The organism is Pseudomonas sp. WS 5532, assembly GCF_012985445.1.
GTDB lineage: Bacteria > Pseudomonadota > Gammaproteobacteria > Pseudomonadales > Pseudomonadaceae > Aquipseudomonas > Aquipseudomonas edaphica.
Map to the genome: position 1 here is coordinate 275,449 of NZ_JAAQWK010000007.1, position 16,537 is coordinate 291,985.

Here is a 16,537-nt window from a genome sequence, read left to right on the forward strand (position 1 = left end):
TTCTCCGCGCCGATCAGCGCAACAACGGCCGCAACAGTTCACGGGCAATAATGTGCCGCTGGATTTCCGACGTGCCTTCCCAGATCCGTTCGATCCGCGCATTACGCCAGATGCGCTCCACCGGCCCTTCATCCATCAAGCCCATACCGCCAAAGATCTGCACGGCTTCATCGGCTACCTTGCCCAGGGTTTCACTGGCAAACAGCTTGGCCATGCCGGCCTCGCCATCGGTCATGCTGCCCTGGTCCATCTTCCAGGCGGTGTGCAGGGTCAGAAGCTCGGCGGCGCGAATCTGCGTGGCCATGTCGGCCAGCTTGAAACTCACGCCCTGGTAGGTGCCGATGGGCTGGCCGAACTGCTTGCGGTCCGCCGCCCATTGCAGCGACACCTCCAACGCACGCTGGGCCTGGCCGACGCAGTTGGCAGCGACCATCACCCGGCCGGCGGTGAGCCAGGCGTTGGCCACGTCCCAACCCTTGCCGACTTCGCCCAGCACTTTGGAGGCAGGCACACGGCAGTCGTCGAAGAACATTTCATAGGTGTGATAACCGCGGTTACTCACGCACTTGGGGCCACGGCGGATGGTCATGCCGGGCGTATCGCGATCGACCAGGAATGACGTCACCGCATTGCGCTGGCGGCCGTTGTGTTCGTACGTGTCGGTGACGGCAAACACGATGGCAAAATCGGCATGGCCGGCGTGGCTGATGAAGTGCTTGCTGCCGTTGATCACGAAGTCTTCGCCGCTGCGCACGGCGCGGGTCTTGATCGCATTGGCGTCGGAGCCGGCGCCGGGTTCGGTCAGCGCGAAACAGTCAACTTTCTTGCCTTGCACGCACGGCAACAGGTAGTCCTCGACCTGCGCGCCAGTGCAAGCCATGAGAATCTTGGACGGGCGCGCGACAAACACATGCAGCGCCCACGAGACTTTGGACAACTCGCGTTCGATCAACGCCTGGGACAGGTAATCCAGGCCACCACCGCCCACCTCTTCGGGCATGTTGAAAGCATAGAAGCCGGCAGCGACAGCCTTGTCGCGAATCTGCGCGGCCAGCTCGGGCGAAACCGCGTCGGCACGGTCCACCGCGTCCTCATGGGGCAACAATTCCTTGGCAACAAAGCTGCGTACCGCGTCCACCAACATGTCTTGTTCTTGGCTGAGTTGGAAATTCATGGCGCTACCTATGTGGGCTTCCTGTGTGGGCTTAGCGACCGGAGAAAACCGGCAGGCGTTTTTCCATCGAGGCACGCAGCGCTTCGGCGCCGTCGTCGCTGCGCCCGCACAGCAGCCCGGCGGCCAGTTCGGCCTCAAGCTGTTCAGGCAGGCTGCGCCCGGCGCCTTCGCGGATCAGGGTTTTGGTCTGGGCGAAGGCGAAGGTGGGGCCGTTGGCCAGGCGCGTGGCCAGCTCGCTTGCGTGGGCATGCAACTGCTCATCGGCGACCACTTCGCCCACCAGCCCGGCGGCCAGTGCACGCTCGGCGCTCCACAGCTCATCGAGGAACAGCAGGCGCTTGGCCTGCTCGCTGCCGATCAAGCGCGGCAAGTGCCAACTGGCGCCAGCGTCCGGCGAATACGCCATGCTGGTGTAGCCGGCCTTGAACCGCGCCGACTGGGCGGCGATGCGCAGGTCGCAGCACAGGGTCAGGTCCATGCCCGCGCCGACGGCGGTGCCGTTGATCGCAGCAATCGTAGGTTTGTCGAGGGTATGCAGACGGGTCATCAGGGCGTGAGCGGTTTCGGTCCAGCCGTAGGTTTCCAGGGAGCCACGGGACTCGGCGTCGGCCCACTCAGCCAGGTCGGCACCGGCGCAGAAACTACGGCCGCTGCCGGTGAGCACCACCACCCGCACGCTGGGGTCGGTGTTGAACGCGTCGAGCACCGCATGCAGGTAGTTGAGGGTCGGGATGTCGAGTGCATTGCGCTGCGGGCCACGGTTGAGCGTGATCCAGGCAACGCCAGCTTGCACCTGAGTGAGCACGGGCGAATCGGTAGTCATGGCTTCCTCGAATTATTTTAGTTGGCGTGAGGGGTGCGACATGGCGAGATACTAAACGAGTGTTCAGTAATGAGGCAATCGGCAAACTGCAAATATTTTCAGGGCGAAAAAAAACGCCCGAATAGAGCGTTCAGGCGCTGAAGGGAAGGTTCAGGCTTTGAGCTGGTAGCGCGCGCGACCGCCGCCTTGCAGGCCGTCCACCCAGGCTTCGCAGATCTGGATGCCCTGCTGCGGCGTGAACGTGCCGGGGTTGAGCCCCGACTCCAGCCACAAGCCATCGAGCAACGCGCTCAAGCCGATGGCGGCCAAATCAGCGTCGAATTGCTCCCAGCCTTCCTCCCTGGCCATGTCCGCCAACGCCGAACGCATGATGGTGCGGTACTCGCCATAGGAATGCTCGTGGGCCTGGTTGATCGCCGGCGCGGTCTTGACCGCGCCCCAGAACACCAGCCAGGCGTCCAGCAACTGTGGGTCGAGCAGTTCAGCTGAAAAGGAGCCACGGAACAGCGCCGATAAACGCTCACGCGGCTGCGGCGGCGCCTTGGCCATGGTCTCGCGCAACAGGCTCATGACTTGGGCGGTGATGGTGCGATAGGCCTCGGCCACCAACTCATCCTTGCCCGAATAGTGATGGCTGATCAGCCCTACCGACACCCCGGCCTCAGCGCTGATCTTGCGGATCGAAGCGCCCTGGAAGCCATCGCGCTTGAGGCACGTCAGCGTCGCCTGAACCAGGTTGGCCTTGCGCAATTGCGGCTCCATGCGGGAGAAACGCGATTCCTGAGTCATGGGGCGGTGTCCTTCGGTTGAGTCGGCTGCACGACTCTACCTCAGTCGCGGTAACCGGGCGACACCCGATCCAGCATCCGCAGCAACGCCGCCCATGCCAGCTGCATGGCATTCACATCGGTCAGCTCGCCCTCCTCCAGCGCTCGGTTGGGGTTATTGAATTGCTGCTCGGTGTAAGCGCAAACCTCAGCCGGCGGCAGGATCAGCTTGCCGCAGGCCTGCGCGGCGATCTGGATATCGCAGGCCTTGTCCAGGTAATACATGCGCAGAAACGCCTCACCAACCGTCTCGCCCACCGTCAACAAACCATGGTTGCGCAGCATCAGCACCGGCTTGTCGCCAAGGTCCTGCACCAGCCGGCGTTGCTCGTGCATGTCCAGGGCGACGCCTTCATAGTCGTGGTAGGCAACCTTGCCGTAGAACTCCATCGAGATCTGATTGACCGGCAACAAACCGCACTCCAGCGCCGCCACCGCACAGCCGGCACGGGTGTGGGTATGCAGCACGCACTGGGCGTCTTCGCGAGCGCCATGAATGGCGCTGTGAATGACAAAACCAGCCGGGTTTACGGCATAAGCAGAAGGTTCGACCGCCTGCCCGTCCAGGCCGATCTTGACCAGGTTGGAGGCGGTGATTTCATCGAACATCAGCCCATAAGGATTGATCAGAAAGTGATGTTCCGGCCCGGGAATACGCACCGAAATATGCGTGAAGATCAGGTCGCTCATGCGGTAGTGCGCGACCAATCGATAGCAGGCCGCGAGCTCTTCGCGCAGTTGCTGCTCGGTGGAGTGAGTCATTTTTATTCTCCAGGCACGGGGTTGGTAAAGGCGACGCTAAGCCAGCCGTCAGTAAAAAAACAAGTTGATTTTTTACTGGCGCTCGCCTCTTACTAGAAAAATAACAATAACAGCGCCTGGAGTATCCGCACCATGTCGCACGCTGCCTTCCCGCATCTGTTCGAACCCTTGGTACTGCGCGGCAAACGTCTGAAGAACCGCATCATGTCCAGCGGGCATGACACCTCGATGCCGACGGATAACCGGGTCAATGCGCAATTGATCGCCTATCACCGTGCGCGCGCCGAAGGCGGTGTGGGGCTGATTGTGCTGCAGGTGGCGGGCGTGCATGACAGTGCGCGGTACACCTCCCATGTGCTGATGGCCACCGACGACGCATGCATCGACGGCTATCGCGAGCTTGCCGATATTTGCCATGCTCAGGGCACCGTGGTGCTGTCGCAAATATTCCACCCGGGCCGCGAGATCATGGAGTCGGCAGACGGGTTGCTGGCGGTGGCGTACTCGGCGTCGGGAGTGCCTAATGAGCGGTTTCGGGTGATGCCACGGGCGCTCGACCAGGCGATGATCGATGAGATCGTTAGCGGTTACGCAGCGGCGGCCAGGCGCTTGCATCAGGCGGGAATTGATGGCGTGGAAGTGGTCGCCAGCCACGGCTACCTGCCCGCGCAGTTTCTCAACCCACGGGTTAACCGGCGCACCGATGACTACAACGGCGTGCTTGAACAGCGCCTGAGATTCCTGCGGGAAATTATTGCCGCAGTGCGGGCCGCGACCGACCCGCAGTTCATCATCGGCCTGCGCATTTCTGCCGATGAGCGCGACAGCGAAGGCCTTACCGAAAGCGAATCCCTGGAGGCCGTGCAACACCTGCAAACGCAGCTGGATTATGTGCATATCGTCGCCGGCACCTCGGCGTCCACGGGCGGCGCAGTGCATATCGTGCCGCCCATGGCCATCGCCGCCGCGTACCTGGCCGATGCGGCCGCGACGTTCAAAGCCAGCCTGTCGATACCCCTGTTTGTCACCGGGCGGATCAACCAGCCGCAGGAGGCCGAGCTGATCCTGGCGCGCGGCCAGGCCGATGTGTGCGGCATGACCCGCGCACTGATCTGCGACCCGCTGATGCCGGCCAAAACCCTCGGCGGCCGCGCTGAAGACGTGCGCGCGTGCATCGCCTGCAATCAGGCCTGTATCGGGCACTTTCACAAGGGCTTGCCAATCTCCTGCATCCAGCACCCCGAGACGGGGCGCGAGCTGCACTTCGGTAACCTGCAACCGACGTTGAAGCGACGCCGCATCATGGTGGTCGGCGGTGGCCCGGCCGGCATGAAAGCTGCCGCTGTGGCCGCGCAACGCGGCCACGACGTGACCTTGTTTGAAGCCAGCGGGCAATTGGGCGGGCAGGTGCTGTTGGCGCAGTTGCTGCCACGGCGCAGCGAATTCGGCGGCGCCAGTACCAACCTGCAACGAGAGATGACGCTGGCAGGCGTGCGTGTGCTGCGCAATACCCGCGTCGACCGCGCCCTGGTGGTGCAGGAGCAACCCGACCACGTGATCATCGCCACCGGCGCCGAACCCTATTGGCCGGCATTCGAGCGCGGCGGCGAGCTGCAAGTAGTGGATGCCTGGCAGGTGTTGCGCGATCAGGTCACCTTGGGGCGCTCGGTGGTGGTGGTCGACTGGCGCTGCGACTGGATCGGCCCCGGTATCGCCGAGCGTCTGGTGCGCGCCGGCCATCAGGTGCAACTGGCGGTCAATGGCACGCATTGCGGGGAAAACCTGCCGCTCTATGTACGCGATCAACTGGCGGGCGAGCTACACCGTCTGGGCATTCCCATCATCCCTTATGCGCGCCTCTACGGCTGCGACGACAGCACGGTTTACTTGCAACACAGCGCCAGCGGCGAACCGATGCTGCTGGAGAATATCGACAGCCTGGTGTTGTGCCAGGGCCATCAGCCGGTGGACACTCTGGGCACGGCGCTTGCCGGGCTGGTGCCGTTTGAACGCATCGGCGACTGCCTGGCGCCGCGCACCGCCGAAGAGGCGATCTACGAAGGACTCAAGGTAGCGTGGAAACTCTGAACGACGAACCGCAGCCACTGTTTCTCGGCACCCGCATTCGCGGCCTGCGCAAGGCACGCGGCCTGACGCTGACCGAACTGGCGCAACTGAGTGAACTGACCGCCGGCTATCTCAGCCAGTTGGAGCGCAACCTGGCGTACCCATCGATCCCGGCGCTGTTCAATATCGCCCGCAGCCTGGGCGTGACTATCCAGTGGTTTTTTGCCAGCGAGGCCGCCCCTGCCCCAGCGGATGAAGGCTATGTGGTACGTAAAAACAATCGTCAAAGCATCCGTTATGAAGATGGCATCGTCGACCAACTGCTGACGCCATTGCCCAACCACCAACTGGAGATCCTGCACTCATGCTTCCCACCCGGCACCTACAGCCAGCAAAGCTACAGCCATGAAGGCGAAGAAGCGGGCTATGTGTTGAGCGGCACCTTTGAGCTGTGGGTCGGTGAGCGGCATTTTCTGTTGGCTGAAGGCGACAGTTTCAGCTTTGCCAGCAGCGAGCCGCACCGGTATGGCAACCCGGGCAAGGTGGATACAGTGGTGATCTGGGTGATTACACCCCCGACATTTTAGGCCGCTGTAGCAAATGCAGACGTTTCCTACGGGAACTGGCGACAGTGGCGCGGCTTGCCATCAGTGGTGAGGCACCCAGTCGCTTGCTATAAAAATGGCTACTTCTTTTCGAGGTTGTCGCCATGTCTTTATTGCATTTGTTGTTTGGGAAACCGACTCAGGACGATTGGGATCGAGTAAGGGATGTCAAATCCCGTAAAACCTGGAAGCTCGTACGTGGAGGCATCGGCCTGGACATCGATGAGGTTATCGCGTCAGAGGGTTACAAGGACGCTCTGCGCCAAGTGCAAAAAATGGAGTCAGACGACTCATGGGCCTGCTGATCATTGTGCCGTTACTGGTCAGTGGCTATCTGGTCTGCCTCAGGCACCCGTTTTTCTACTTGCGATTGCACCGATTCCAGGGACAGTTGCTTTACCTGCAGGTAGCAAGGCTCGGAATGCTCTGCCTAATCGTTGCCACGTTTTTGAGTGCTGCCCTGCTGACGTTATCAAAACAAGCAGCCTTTATCGCCGGGCATGAAGTTGCGGCGGACTACAGCCAAAAACTGGGTACGCTATTGGTACAACTCGACATTGCCAATGAGAAAAACTGCACGCTATGGGTTTTCATGTTGCAGGCGGGTATGACCACTCTGGCGATTCCTTTTTTCTGGGCAAGGCTATATGTACGCGCGAAGAAGAAAATGCTGAAGCTGGAAACCGACACGCAGCTCTACCATGTGCTTTCGCTGGGTGTTCTTGAGGGCACGCCATTCAAGCTTTTATTGAGAGAGTCCATCGTCAAGTGTGTGCCGTGCATGTTCAGTTTGAGCAACAGGAAGGTCTATGTCGGGATTGTAGTATTCGCAGGCACCCCCACGGAGTCCGAAGGCATTGGTCAGGGGTTCAGCCTGGTGCCCATACTCAGCGGGTACCGGGACAAGGACACATTGGAGGTCACGCTCCACACTTACCACGCCCCTATAAACCGCCCCAGGCCGATCCTGCTGGTTCAGGAAAACGTCGTGTCGGCCACTCGCTTTGACTTCACCACATGGACCCGTTCCCAGTCCCGCAGAAGCCGAAAGGCGCAGCAGGGGCAGTTCTATCACCACCGCCCTGCGCGCCCGGCAGAAGCCTCGCGCATCTGCGCATGAAGCTGGGTATCACGGCCACTTGAACATATCGTCCACTGGTACACGGTAGCCGGTCGCCAGGCGGTTGGTCTCGTTGGCCATGCCGACCACGGCCTGCAACTCGCCAAACATCTCGTCGGTCATGCCGGCCTTGCGTGCGGCGGCGGTGTGGGAGGCGATGCAATACGGGCAATTGTTGGTCACGCTGACCGCCACATACAGCAACTCCTTGGTCAGCGGGTCGAGAGCTCCTGGTGCCATGATTTCCTTGAGGCTTTCCCAGGTGCGGCGCAACGTCGGCGGGTGGGCGGCCAGGCATTTCCAGAAGTTGTTCACCTGGTCGACCTTGCGTGTTTGCATGATGTCGTCGTAAACCGCACGCACTTCAGGGCTGGCGTCGGCGTATTCGGTGAGGTGTTGGGTCATGGTCTTTCCAAGGCTGGCATAAAGCATTCTGGAATACCGCGCCACACCCATGGCTGGCAAGTGAAGCCGGTAAGCATCGGGTGACAAAGTTGACCAGCGGTCATGCGAACCCGTGCTGTTGTGAATCAGCGTGCTGGGCACAGCCTGCTCACCCTGACAAGGCCGCGGGTATTCGTGACTTGTGGTTAAGAGTCCTTTTCGCAATGGGCGGTTTTTCCGAGTGAACGACGGGCGGATACTCGACTCCATTGTTCACACCCCTTCTGGAGTTACTGATGTCTACCCCAACCCCAAACGTCCCCGCCTTCGGCCTCGGCACCTTCCGCCTGCAAGGCCAGGTGGTGATCGACTCGGTGAGCACCGGCCTGGAACTGGGCTACCGCGTCATCGACACTGCGCAGATCTACGAGAACGAAGCCGATGTCGGCCAAGCCATTGCCGACAGCGGCGTAGCGCGTGATGAGCTGTTTATCACCAGCAAGATCTGGATCGCCAATTTCGCCGAAGGCCAGTTGATTGCGAGCCTGCGCGAAAGCCTGCGCAAACTCAAAACCGATTATCTCGACCTGACGCTGATCCACTGGCCATCGCCGGAAGACCAGGTGCCGGTCGCCGAATTCATGGGCCAGTTGCTGGAAGCCAAGCGCTTGGGACTGACACGCCAGATCGGCATTTCCAACTTCACCATTGACTTGATGAAGCAGGCAATCGCCGCGGTGGGTGCCGAGAACATCGCCACCAACCAGATCGAGTTGCACCCCTACCTGCAAAACCAGAAGGTTGTGGATTTTGCCACCGCCCAGGGTATCCAGATCACCTCGTACATGACCCTGGCCTATGGCGAAGTGCTCAAAGACCCGGTGATCCAGCAGATCGCCGAGCGCCATCAAGCCACACCGGCGCAGGTCACGCTGGCCTGGGCCATGCAGTTGGGTTACGCGGTGATCCCGTCGTCGACCAAACGCGCCAACCTGCAAAGCAATCTCAAGGCCCTGCACCTGACCTTGAGCGCTGCCGACATGGCGCAGATTGCCGCCCTGGAGCGTGGCCACCGATTGACCAGCCCCAAGGGCATTGCGCCAAAGTGGGACTAAACCCCGGCCAGCGGTTTGCGCGATAACTCCCGCAGCCATGGCAACACCCGCAGGCCCGCCGTGGCTGCGGGTGGGTCGATGATGTCCATGAAGTGTTCGAGGTTGACGCTGTCCGGCACACCCGGCAACCGCACCAGCACCGCAGGCTGAGTATCAGCCGGTTCGCCCAGTTCCTGATGGTCATAGAGCAGCACATGCCGCACCTGAGGCTGCGGCCCGCAAGCCTGCAGCGCCAGCCCCGCATTAATGATCAATACGTCGAAGGGCTCGGCAGGGATCGCGGTGAGTATCTGGACTTCCTGGTAGGTTTGCACCGGCACAATGCGGTGGTAACCCAACTGATTGAGCATTTTTTCTATGTACAGTCGTTGCAGGTGTTGTTCATCGGCAATCAGGATGGTCAGTGCTTTGTTCGGCATGGCGAACCCCTGGGCTGGCAGCGCTCGTCAGTGAGCGTGCCCCATTCTCCAGACATATACCGAAGACAAAATCAGGCATGTTCCCCCTTCATGTAGGAGTTCTCCCAAATTCACCGAATGCCCCTCAACTGCAGTCAGGCCTGCTTGCAATAGTCACCCATGCGCTGGTGCAAATCAGCAATTGCCGTGTCAATTGTTGCAACAGCCGCGCCTAATGTGCTGCGCTCCTGTCGCTCACACACCGCCTCCAGCATTTCGCAACTGGCTATCAATGGCTCGGCCTTGACCATTCGCGCCCCACCTTTGACGCGGTGTGCGAGGTCATGCAGCCCACTAAAACTATGCTGACGTGCCAGCAACGCCAGCATCGCGCGGTCTGCCTCCAAACTGTCGAGCAAGGCGCTCAAAAGCTCATTGAGCGCGGCGTGATCGTCTCCCGTGACGACCTTCAAAGCCTTTAAATCAAACCCTGGACCAGCGTCGGGTGACTCAGGTCCGAGCGCATAGACGCTCAGCGCAGAGCGCAAGTCCTCAAGCCCGGCAGGCTTGAACAGGCAACCATCCATGCCCGCCTGCCGGCAGCGCTCGGTTTCTTCCGGCTGGGCATTGGCGGTAAACCCCAGCAGCAGGCAGGCGGGCAAGCCATGCTCACGCTCTTGCGCACGGATTTCACGCGCCAAGGCATAGCCATCCTTGAGGGGCATGTTGCAATCGGTGATTACCACATCCGGCCGCTGGGTTTTCCAGCGTTCCAAGCCCTGGACGCCGTCTTCGGCGGTGCTGATGCGATGCCCCAGAAAGCTCAGCTGCCGGGCCAGCAGCAGGCGATTGGCCGGGTAGTCATCCACCACCAGAATGTCCAAAACACGCACGGGACGGGTAGGTTCCGGCGTAGCCGAAACCTCGGCCGCTATTGCTGCTGTGGTGGCCAACGTGAGTGCTACGTCCACCCGTGTCCCCTGCCCCAGCGTACTGCTCAACTGCAGTTTCCCCGCCATCATTTCGCATAGCGTGCGGCTGATCACCAACCCCAGGCCCGAGCCGCTGCGCGCCGACTGCTCGGTATTGCTGCCCTGGATAAACGGGTTGAACAGCCGCTGCTGGTCCTCGGCACTGATGCCTATGCCGGTGTCTTCTACCCACAAGGTGAGGTTCAATTGGCCGGGGTCCGATGCCAACCCACAGCGGCCGCCCAAGCGCACCCGGCCGTGGTCGGTAAACTTGATGGCATTGCTCAGCAGGTTGGACACCACCTGCTTGAATCGCAACGGGTCGATCAACACCGCGCAATCCATCTGCGGATCAAGCTCTACTTGCAGCGCCAGGCCTTTCGCGCGCGCCAACCCTTCGAATACCCGCGCCACCGACTTCAATAGCTCATGCAGGTTGGCCGGTTCAAGGGACAAAGACAAATGGCCGGACTCAATTCGGGCAATATCCAAAATGTCGCCGATCAGGTCCAGCATGCCGTGCGAGGCCACCGAAGCGACTTCCAGGGCGTCACGGTCGGCACGCCCTTGTTCAGCGTTGGCCAGCGCCAGCTCGATCATGCCGATCACCGCGTTCATGGGGGTGCGAATTTCGTGGCTCATGGTCGCCAGGAACGTGGTCTTGGCACGGTTGGCGGCGTCAGCGTCCTCCTTGGCTTCCTGCAACTGGCCCAGCAGCCGCTGGCGCTCGCTCACATCGACCCAACCGGCAATCATGCCCACGACATTTTCGTCGCCATCACGGTACGGCAGCATCCAGTGGTAAATGGTCAACACCTTGCCCGCAGGCAACCTGAGCACCCGATCATGAATCTGCGGTTCGCCCCGCTCCATCAACCGCAGATAGTCCTCATGGAATGACTGGGCCTGCGGCGGGTTGCCGGTGTCGGTCTCGATCACCGTCTTGCCGATCACCGCTTCAAGCTTGAAGCCAAACACGTCCAGGTAGGCACTGTTGCAGGCCATCAGCCGACCCTGGCGATCACGCACGTAGATCGGGTGGGGCGTACCGTCGATCAGCACGCCCATAAAGCGCATCTGGTCACTTAACGCGCGTTCGGCCTGAGCACGCTTGCGTATCAGGCTGCGCAGGTAAATCGCCCATCCCAGGGTGATCAGCAGCAATACCGCCGCCAGGCCGAATCCTTGGATAATCGTGCGGCGATGGCGTAGCCAATGGTCTTCGATGATGACATCGGTGCGCCATTGGCTGATCAGTTCATCCATTTCCTGAGGCGGGATGCTCAGCAACGCCTTGTCCAGTATCGAGTACAGCTCCAACTGCCCCCGGTTGACCCCGAACGTCATACGCACAGGTTCAGAGCCGACGGTGCTGGTCACGTGCAAGCGATCGCGGTACTCAAAGGCGATCAGGTAACGCGCATAGATCAGTGAACTGACGGCACCCTCGGCGCTGCCATTGGCCACCAGAGCCATGGCATCCGTAGGATTTTTCGCCTCCACAAACTGGATACCGGGATAGTCGCGATTGATGACGTCACGCAGCGCATTGCCGCTGGGTATTACCAGGCGTTTACCCAGCATATTTTCCAGTGTCATGGTGCCAGGCGTGTCGGTACGGGTGACCAGCACCAGCGGATTGGTCAAGTAGGGCCGCGTAAAACGCACCTGGTCAGAGCCTTCGAGGCTGGGCGTGACCACCGCCATCATGTCCGCCCGGCCGGAACGGACCGCCTCTATTTGCTGAGGCATTGAGCCGCCCGGGACCACATCGAACTTCAAGCCGGTGCGCAAGCTGATCCGGGATAGAACGTCTGCACTCAAGCCCTCTGATTGCCCTTGTGCCGTGAAGGATGCCAACGGCAACATCTGGTCGGACGCTACCACCCTCACCCGTGGGTGTTTTTCCAGCCAGCGTTGCTCGCTGGTGCTTAAGCGCAGGCGCTCGGTACCCAGAACACCAAGATTGCCAGCACTCCAACGGCGCAAAATATCCAGCTGCTGGTTAGCCGGAATCGACCTCAGCGCGCTGTTGATGATGCGCAGCAAGCGAATATTGTCCCGGGCCAGCGCGAACGCAAAGGCGTTGGACTCCAAAGTGGAAAAGTCCGCCAGCTGTACATTGTTGAGGTGGTTGCGGTTGATCTGGTAGTGGGCGGTGATGGCGTCTCCGAGGTAGACATCGGCACGGCCAAAAGCCACGGCGCCGATGGCTTCGAAGACCGACGCAAACAGTTCCACATGGGCCTTGGGGTAAAACGCCTCGACCACATCGGGCGGCATATAGTGATAAAGCATCGCCACACGCTTGCCGGCCAGGTCGACACTCAGGGACTGGGTGTCTCCGGTACGGGTGACCAGGATGGGCTGATCATTGGCATAGGAGCGCGAAAGGACGAGTTGCGGGTCCCCCGCTTCAAACCCGTTGGCCGACCCCAAGAAATCGATAGAGCCCTGCTTGAGCGCCTCAATCACTTCATCACGGGTGTCATAGCGGCGCACTTCAACGCTGACGTTGAGCGCCTGGGCAAGCAACTTGGCATAGTCGGCGGTGACGCCTTCCAGTTCATCGTTATTGTTGGTCAGTTCGAAAGGCCCGTAATCGGGCGCGGAAACCCCCATCCACAGCGTGCGGCGCTCACGCAGCCAGTGCCAGTCAGCGTCCCCCAGCACCACGGGCGGGCCATTCTCGTCGAGGCTGGAATGCCCCAGCAACCGCAAGGTGTGGGGCTCATCAAGGGCCGCAGCGAGCAACGGCAGCAGGCTCATCAACACCAGCATGATCAACCGTCGGACCTGGGCAAGGATCATGTCGATTCAGATCAGATGATTACGCTGGGCAAACTTGGCCATGTGCACCACAGACGTCATCCGCAGCTTCTCCTTGAGCCGGGTCTTGTAGGTGCTGATGGTCTTGTGGCTCAGCAGCATATCTGCAGCAATTTTGTTGTTGGTAAAACCCAACGCCAACATCCTCAGCACTGCCAGCTCGCGGTCTGAAAGCGAGTGCACCAACTCGTGCTCGGTGGTCTGCAAATCATCACGACGCACCGAACTGCTCGGCAGACTGGGGAAGCAGTTGTAGTTGGACATCACCGCCTTAATGGCTTTTTGCAGCTCCTCCAGCTCTCCGGTCTTGGCGACAAACCCCATGGCCCCGGCACGCATGCACCGCGTGGAAAAAAACTCCGGCAGATACGACGTCAGTACCAGAATTTTGCACGGCACACCCAGCGCCTTGACCCGGCTGATCACCTCCAGCCCACCCAGTTTTGGAATGGCCAGGTCGAGAATAATCAAGACTGGACGCTTCTCTCTAACCTTCTGAAGCGCGTCCGCCCCCGTACCGGCTTCCTCGATGTCAGTGAAGCCTTCGCACTTGAGCAAATGCTTGACGGTTGCCCGTATAAACGGATGATCGTCCACAACTAACACGGTCCCACTACTTAGCGCTTTGCTCATATCACTACCCTGAAAAGAATAAGTACCCTTACACATCACACGGGACACCACTACCTGTGAGAAATGACAGTTTCGACCAGCGGTACTGCCGTCACTCAGGTGGTCCGCTTCTATCGAAGTCACATCGAGCACGTATAGCCAAACCGTGACCACCGGCTAGCTGCAAGTGCGCAACCTTAACAACGAAATGACGTATTGACCGAAGGGGCAATCCCAATCAGATGTAGGATTTTTCTTCGCAAAAGTAGCCGTTGAGCGCGTGTCAGTCAGTGGTACTCGGGCTCCAGAACGCTTGCACCACCAGTGTCGAGGTGGAAATTCGCGCCACCAGCGCGTCCAGTTCGTCGCCGTCTACCGAGGTCGCGGCCAGGGTGGCCTCGATCTCCACTTCTTCGCTGCCGAACGGCCGCACATCGACGTCGCTGGCCGGGTAGTTGCACCGCGCCAGTTCGGCCTCCAGCAGCACCATCACTGCCTGCTGCTGGCTGCGCCGGGCGATGACATAGAGGATGTTGGTGACCTCCGCCGACACCACGTCCAAAGGCTGACGGTTGATGTTATTGACGATCGGCCGCAGCAAGGTGTTGGCCGCCAGCACAAATAGCGTGCCCAGCAGTGCTTCGAGGATCAGGTCAGCCCCCGCACACGCCCCCACCGCTGCCGAAGCCCACAACGTCGCAGCAGTGTTGAGCCCACGCACGTTGCCTTCTTCACGCATGATCACGCCAGCGCCCAAAAAGCCGATGCCCGAGACCACGTACGCAACCACCCGCACCGCGCCTTCCGCGCCACCCAGGCGGTTGGCCATGTCGACGAAGATCGCCGCGCCCACTGCCACCAGCACATTAGTGCGCAAGCCCGCCGTGCGCTGGCGGTACTGGCGTTCGAAACCGATCAAGCCACCGAGGATAAACGCCGCGGTAAGGCTGACCACGGTATCGACCAACGAGTTGAGGTTGATGTTGTTGATTGCCTGCATAAAAATTCTCCATGACTGCTGCGCATGCCAGAAACCTTAGTGCAGGTACGACCGACTGCACCGTCCCCGTTTAAAGGCACAGTCAGCTTGGCCCGCCCGCCGTAAAAGGCAGGCGCGTCCGTAGCATCCCAAGTGATTTGAGGTGCTGGTCAGCGTCGATGAGAGGGATGCAGGCAGGTGCCAGGACTGGCCGCTGCCGGAATGCCGCTTCTCGCTTTTTGAGGCGAGACAACGGCATCAGGAAAAATGCGCGTTACCTTGCCAAGTATGTGCCAGTAACCGAAACCGGCCGACGACTGTCGCTCGAACAAGTACCCACTGAGGGTCTCCGCTATTGATGAAAACGCGCGGAGTTTACGCCGCGTTTTCGAGGGAGTAAACCGTAGGAGAATTTACCATAGGGGTTTAGGTGGATTGTTCAGGGTGAGTTCAGCAACTGTTTTTTGGGTCACGCCGAAGATCAACTGTGGGAGCTGGCTTGCCTGCGATGGCGGTCTGTCTGCTGGAGGTTTATTGCCGACACTGCGTCATCGCAGGCAAGCCAGCTCCCACAAGGAGTGTGCACGTCCGCTATTACGGCATATCGGGCCGATCCCGCTCAACCCGTTTCAAGTACTCGTCCATCTGCCCACCTGCCAGCGGCTTGACCTGAATAGACACCCTGTTGACCTGCCGTCCCATCCTGATGCCTTCACGCGTGCGCACCTGCACATACCCAAGCTTGGGCCAGAAGCGCTCGGCCTTGGTATTGCCGACCACCACCGTCAACCGCAGCCACTGGGCACCGTTGCTCACCGCCCACGCTTCAAGATCGGCATGCAATTGTCGCGCGAACCCGGTGCCATGCAGGCGCGTATGCACCAGCAGCAAACCGATATGCCACACGCCGACGGCCAGCAAGTCGGCCGCGATGTTCACGACGGCGGCCAGTTGGTCCTGCGTATCGCGATAACCCAGCCAGTACATCCGGCTGCAACGCCAACCTGCCGGCAACTGACCCTGTAACTCTTCGTGCGCTTCGGTCGGTGTGGCCGGCTCACCATTGACCGCGATGAAATACTCGGGTGCCTGGTCAAAAAAACACTGCAGTTCGGCCGCGTCGCCGTCGTGCAGTTCAACCACTCGAATACCTTCGAGTGCGCAATCAACCTCCATGTTTACTTCCCCTTCAATCGTCGCGCGTCAGCACTTCCAGCAACTCGATTTCAAAGCACAGATTGCTGTTGGGCGTGATATGCGCGCCCATCGAACGCTCGCCATAGGCCAGGTGCGCCGGCACAAACAGTGTGCGCACGCCACCCACCTGCATGCCCATCAAGCCCTGGTCCCAGCCCTTGATTACGCGCCCGGTGCCGATCACGCACTGGAACGGCTTGCCGCGCTCCCAGGACGAATCGAACACGGTGCCGTCTTCGAGGGTGCCGGTGTATTGGGTGGTGATCAGCGCCCCCTTGACCACGGCTTTGCCGGTGCCCAGGCGGGTGTCGGTGATCTGGAGTTCATCGTTGCTCATGGGGCTCTCGTTGGATGAGTTAAGACTGGGGTTTTCCCAGAATAAAATGAGCTTGGCAAGTGCGCCCTCGCCACACCCTTATGCCGATCGTTCCCGCGCTTTGCGTGGGAATGCCGCCTGTGACGCTCCGCGTCACCCTTGTGCAAGGCTTGAGCCTTACGCTGGCAGCCGGACGCGGAGCGTCTCTGGATGCATTACCACGCGGAGCGTGGGAACGATCAAAAAGGCGGAATTAGCGATATTTCCCTTTAATTTGCAGGACGTTTCCGAGAGAATCCCGAGCGCTTGCGCCGCTCAACTTACATGGCTAGTCTGCGTCGGTCACTGCAATTCAGTG

The 16,537-nt window shown here is 60.3% G+C and carries 15 protein-coding genes; 4 read left to right on the forward strand and 11 right to left on the reverse strand.

The features are described from left to right. Window positions 1-13 precede the first annotated feature (13 nt). From HBO23_RS14920 to HBO23_RS14935, 4 genes are all read right to left on the reverse strand, one after another. Window positions 14-1,174, reverse strand: coding sequence for an acyl-CoA dehydrogenase family protein (locus tag HBO23_RS14920; RefSeq protein ID WP_170038733.1), 1,161 nt, complete (start codon window positions 1,172-1,174; stop codon window positions 14-16). A 31-nt stretch (window positions 1,175-1,205) separates the two neighbouring features. Beyond that, entirely contained in the window at window positions 1,206-1,997 is a 792-nt protein-coding gene (locus tag HBO23_RS14925) for an enoyl-CoA hydratase-related protein (RefSeq protein ID WP_017139008.1), read from the reverse strand. A 150-nt stretch (window positions 1,998-2,147) separates the two neighbouring features. Next, window positions 2,148-2,786, reverse strand: coding sequence for a TetR family transcriptional regulator C-terminal domain-containing protein (locus HBO23_RS14930; protein ID WP_058420659.1), 639 nt, complete (start codon window positions 2,784-2,786; stop codon window positions 2,148-2,150). Window positions 2,787-2,827: 41 nt separating this feature from the next. Next, entirely contained in the window at window positions 2,828-3,586 is a 759-nt protein-coding gene (locus HBO23_RS14935) for a class II aldolase/adducin family protein (protein WP_138450339.1), read from the reverse strand. Between the two features lie 132 nt (window positions 3,587-3,718). Here HBO23_RS14935 and HBO23_RS14940 point away from each other — a divergent pair, with 132 nt between their 5' ends. The 3 genes from HBO23_RS14940 (at window position 3,719) to HBO23_RS14950 (ending at window position 7,378) form a co-directional block, all read left to right on the forward strand. Then, the gene (locus tag HBO23_RS14940) at window positions 3,719-5,674 is read left to right on the forward strand and encodes an FAD-dependent oxidoreductase (protein WP_170038735.1); all 1,956 of its coding nucleotides are present in this window, start codon (window positions 3,719-3,721) and stop codon (window positions 5,672-5,674) included. After that, the gene (locus HBO23_RS14945; RefSeq protein ID WP_017139004.1) at window positions 5,662-6,240 is read left to right on the forward strand and encodes a cupin domain-containing protein; all 579 of its coding nucleotides are present in this window, start codon (window positions 5,662-5,664) and stop codon (window positions 6,238-6,240) included. The genes HBO23_RS14940 and HBO23_RS14945 overlap by 13 nt, the downstream gene beginning before the upstream one ends. A gap of 310 nt (window positions 6,241-6,550) precedes the next feature. Next, window positions 6,551-7,378: a hypothetical protein gene (locus HBO23_RS14950; RefSeq protein ID WP_170038737.1), complete on the forward strand. Its 828-nt coding sequence runs from the start codon at window positions 6,551-6,553 to the stop codon at window positions 7,376-7,378. A gap of 9 nt (window positions 7,379-7,387) precedes the next feature. On the opposite strand, the gene HBO23_RS14955 is transcribed toward HBO23_RS14950, so the two are convergent. Continuing rightward, a complete protein-coding gene (locus tag HBO23_RS14955; protein ID WP_058420656.1) occupies window positions 7,388-7,783 on the reverse strand; it encodes a carboxymuconolactone decarboxylase family protein in 396 nt (131 codons plus the stop codon). Window positions 7,784-8,058: 275 nt separating this feature from the next. Between HBO23_RS14955 and dkgB the strand changes: the two genes are divergently transcribed. Beyond that, window positions 8,059-8,877, forward strand: coding sequence for a 2,5-didehydrogluconate reductase DkgB (gene dkgB / locus HBO23_RS14960; RefSeq protein WP_017139000.1), 819 nt, complete (start codon window positions 8,059-8,061; stop codon window positions 8,875-8,877). Here dkgB and HBO23_RS14965 read toward each other — a convergent pair. The 6 genes from HBO23_RS14965 to HBO23_RS14990 form a co-directional block, all read right to left on the reverse strand. Further along, window positions 8,874-9,296 carry a hypothetical protein gene (locus HBO23_RS14965; RefSeq protein ID WP_017138999.1) on the reverse strand — a complete coding sequence of 141 codons (423 nt, stop codon included), beginning with the start codon at window positions 9,294-9,296 and terminating at the stop codon, window positions 8,874-8,876. The genes dkgB and HBO23_RS14965 overlap by 4 nt on opposite strands. 134 nt (window positions 9,297-9,430) lie before the next feature. Next, window positions 9,431-13,057 carry a transporter substrate-binding domain-containing protein gene (locus HBO23_RS14970; protein ID WP_169987079.1) on the reverse strand — a complete coding sequence of 1,209 codons (3,627 nt, stop codon included), beginning with the start codon at window positions 13,055-13,057 and terminating at the stop codon, window positions 9,431-9,433. 6 nt (window positions 13,058-13,063) lie between these two features. After that, window positions 13,064-13,708, reverse strand: coding sequence for a response regulator transcription factor (locus tag HBO23_RS14975; RefSeq protein ID WP_026013841.1), 645 nt, complete (start codon window positions 13,706-13,708; stop codon window positions 13,064-13,066). A gap of 262 nt (window positions 13,709-13,970) precedes the next feature. Then, a complete protein-coding gene (locus HBO23_RS14980) occupies window positions 13,971-14,687 on the reverse strand; it encodes an MgtC/SapB family protein (RefSeq protein ID WP_099547668.1) in 717 nt (238 codons plus the stop codon). Between the two features lie 573 nt (window positions 14,688-15,260). Further along, on the reverse strand, window positions 15,261-15,842 hold the full coding sequence (locus tag HBO23_RS14985) for a GNAT family N-acetyltransferase (RefSeq protein WP_017138995.1): 582 nt from the start codon (window positions 15,840-15,842) through the stop codon (window positions 15,261-15,263). Between the two features lie 13 nt (window positions 15,843-15,855). Beyond that, window positions 15,856-16,200, reverse strand: coding sequence for an FKBP-type peptidyl-prolyl cis-trans isomerase (locus HBO23_RS14990; RefSeq protein WP_170038739.1), 345 nt, complete (start codon window positions 16,198-16,200; stop codon window positions 15,856-15,858). Window positions 16,201-16,537 lie beyond the last annotated feature (337 nt).

Coding starts and splice junctions, on each gene's coding strand:
- HBO23_RS14920 (WP_170038733.1), bottom strand. CDS start 1,174: ATGAATTTCCAACTCAGCCAAGAACAAGACATGTTGGTGGACGCGGTA.
- HBO23_RS14925 (WP_017139008.1), bottom strand. CDS start 1,997: ATGACTACCGATTCGCCCGTGCTCACTCAGGTGCAAGCTGGCGTTGCC.
- HBO23_RS14930 (WP_058420659.1), bottom strand. CDS start 2,786: ATGACTCAGGAATCGCGTTTCTCCCGCATGGAGCCGCAATTGCGCAAG.
- HBO23_RS14935 (WP_138450339.1), bottom strand. CDS start 3,586: ATGACTCACTCCACCGAGCAGCAACTGCGCGAAGAGCTCGCGGCCTGC.
- HBO23_RS14940 (WP_170038735.1), top strand. CDS start 3,719: ATGTCGCACGCTGCCTTCCCGCATCTGTTCGAACCCTTGGTACTGCGC.
- HBO23_RS14950 (WP_170038737.1), top strand. CDS start 6,551: ATGGGCCTGCTGATCATTGTGCCGTTACTGGTCAGTGGCTATCTGGTC.
- HBO23_RS14955 (WP_058420656.1), bottom strand. CDS start 7,783: ATGACCCAACACCTCACCGAATACGCCGACGCCAGCCCTGAAGTGCGT.
- dkgB (WP_017139000.1), top strand. CDS start 8,059: ATGTCTACCCCAACCCCAAACGTCCCCGCCTTCGGCCTCGGCACCTTC.
- HBO23_RS14965 (WP_017138999.1), bottom strand. CDS start 9,296: ATGCCGAACAAAGCACTGACCATCCTGATTGCCGATGAACAACACCTG.
- HBO23_RS14970 (WP_169987079.1), bottom strand. CDS start 13,057: ATGATCCTTGCCCAGGTCCGACGGTTGATCATGCTGGTGTTGATGAGC.
- HBO23_RS14975 (WP_026013841.1), bottom strand. CDS start 13,708: ATGAGCAAAGCGCTAAGTAGTGGGACCGTGTTAGTTGTGGACGATCAT.
- HBO23_RS14980 (WP_099547668.1), bottom strand. CDS start 14,687: ATGCAGGCAATCAACAACATCAACCTCAACTCGTTGGTCGATACCGTG.
- HBO23_RS14985 (WP_017138995.1), bottom strand. CDS start 15,842: ATGGAGGTTGATTGCGCACTCGAAGGTATTCGAGTGGTTGAACTGCAC.
- HBO23_RS14990 (WP_170038739.1), bottom strand. CDS start 16,200: ATGAGCAACGATGAACTCCAGATCACCGACACCCGCCTGGGCACCGGC.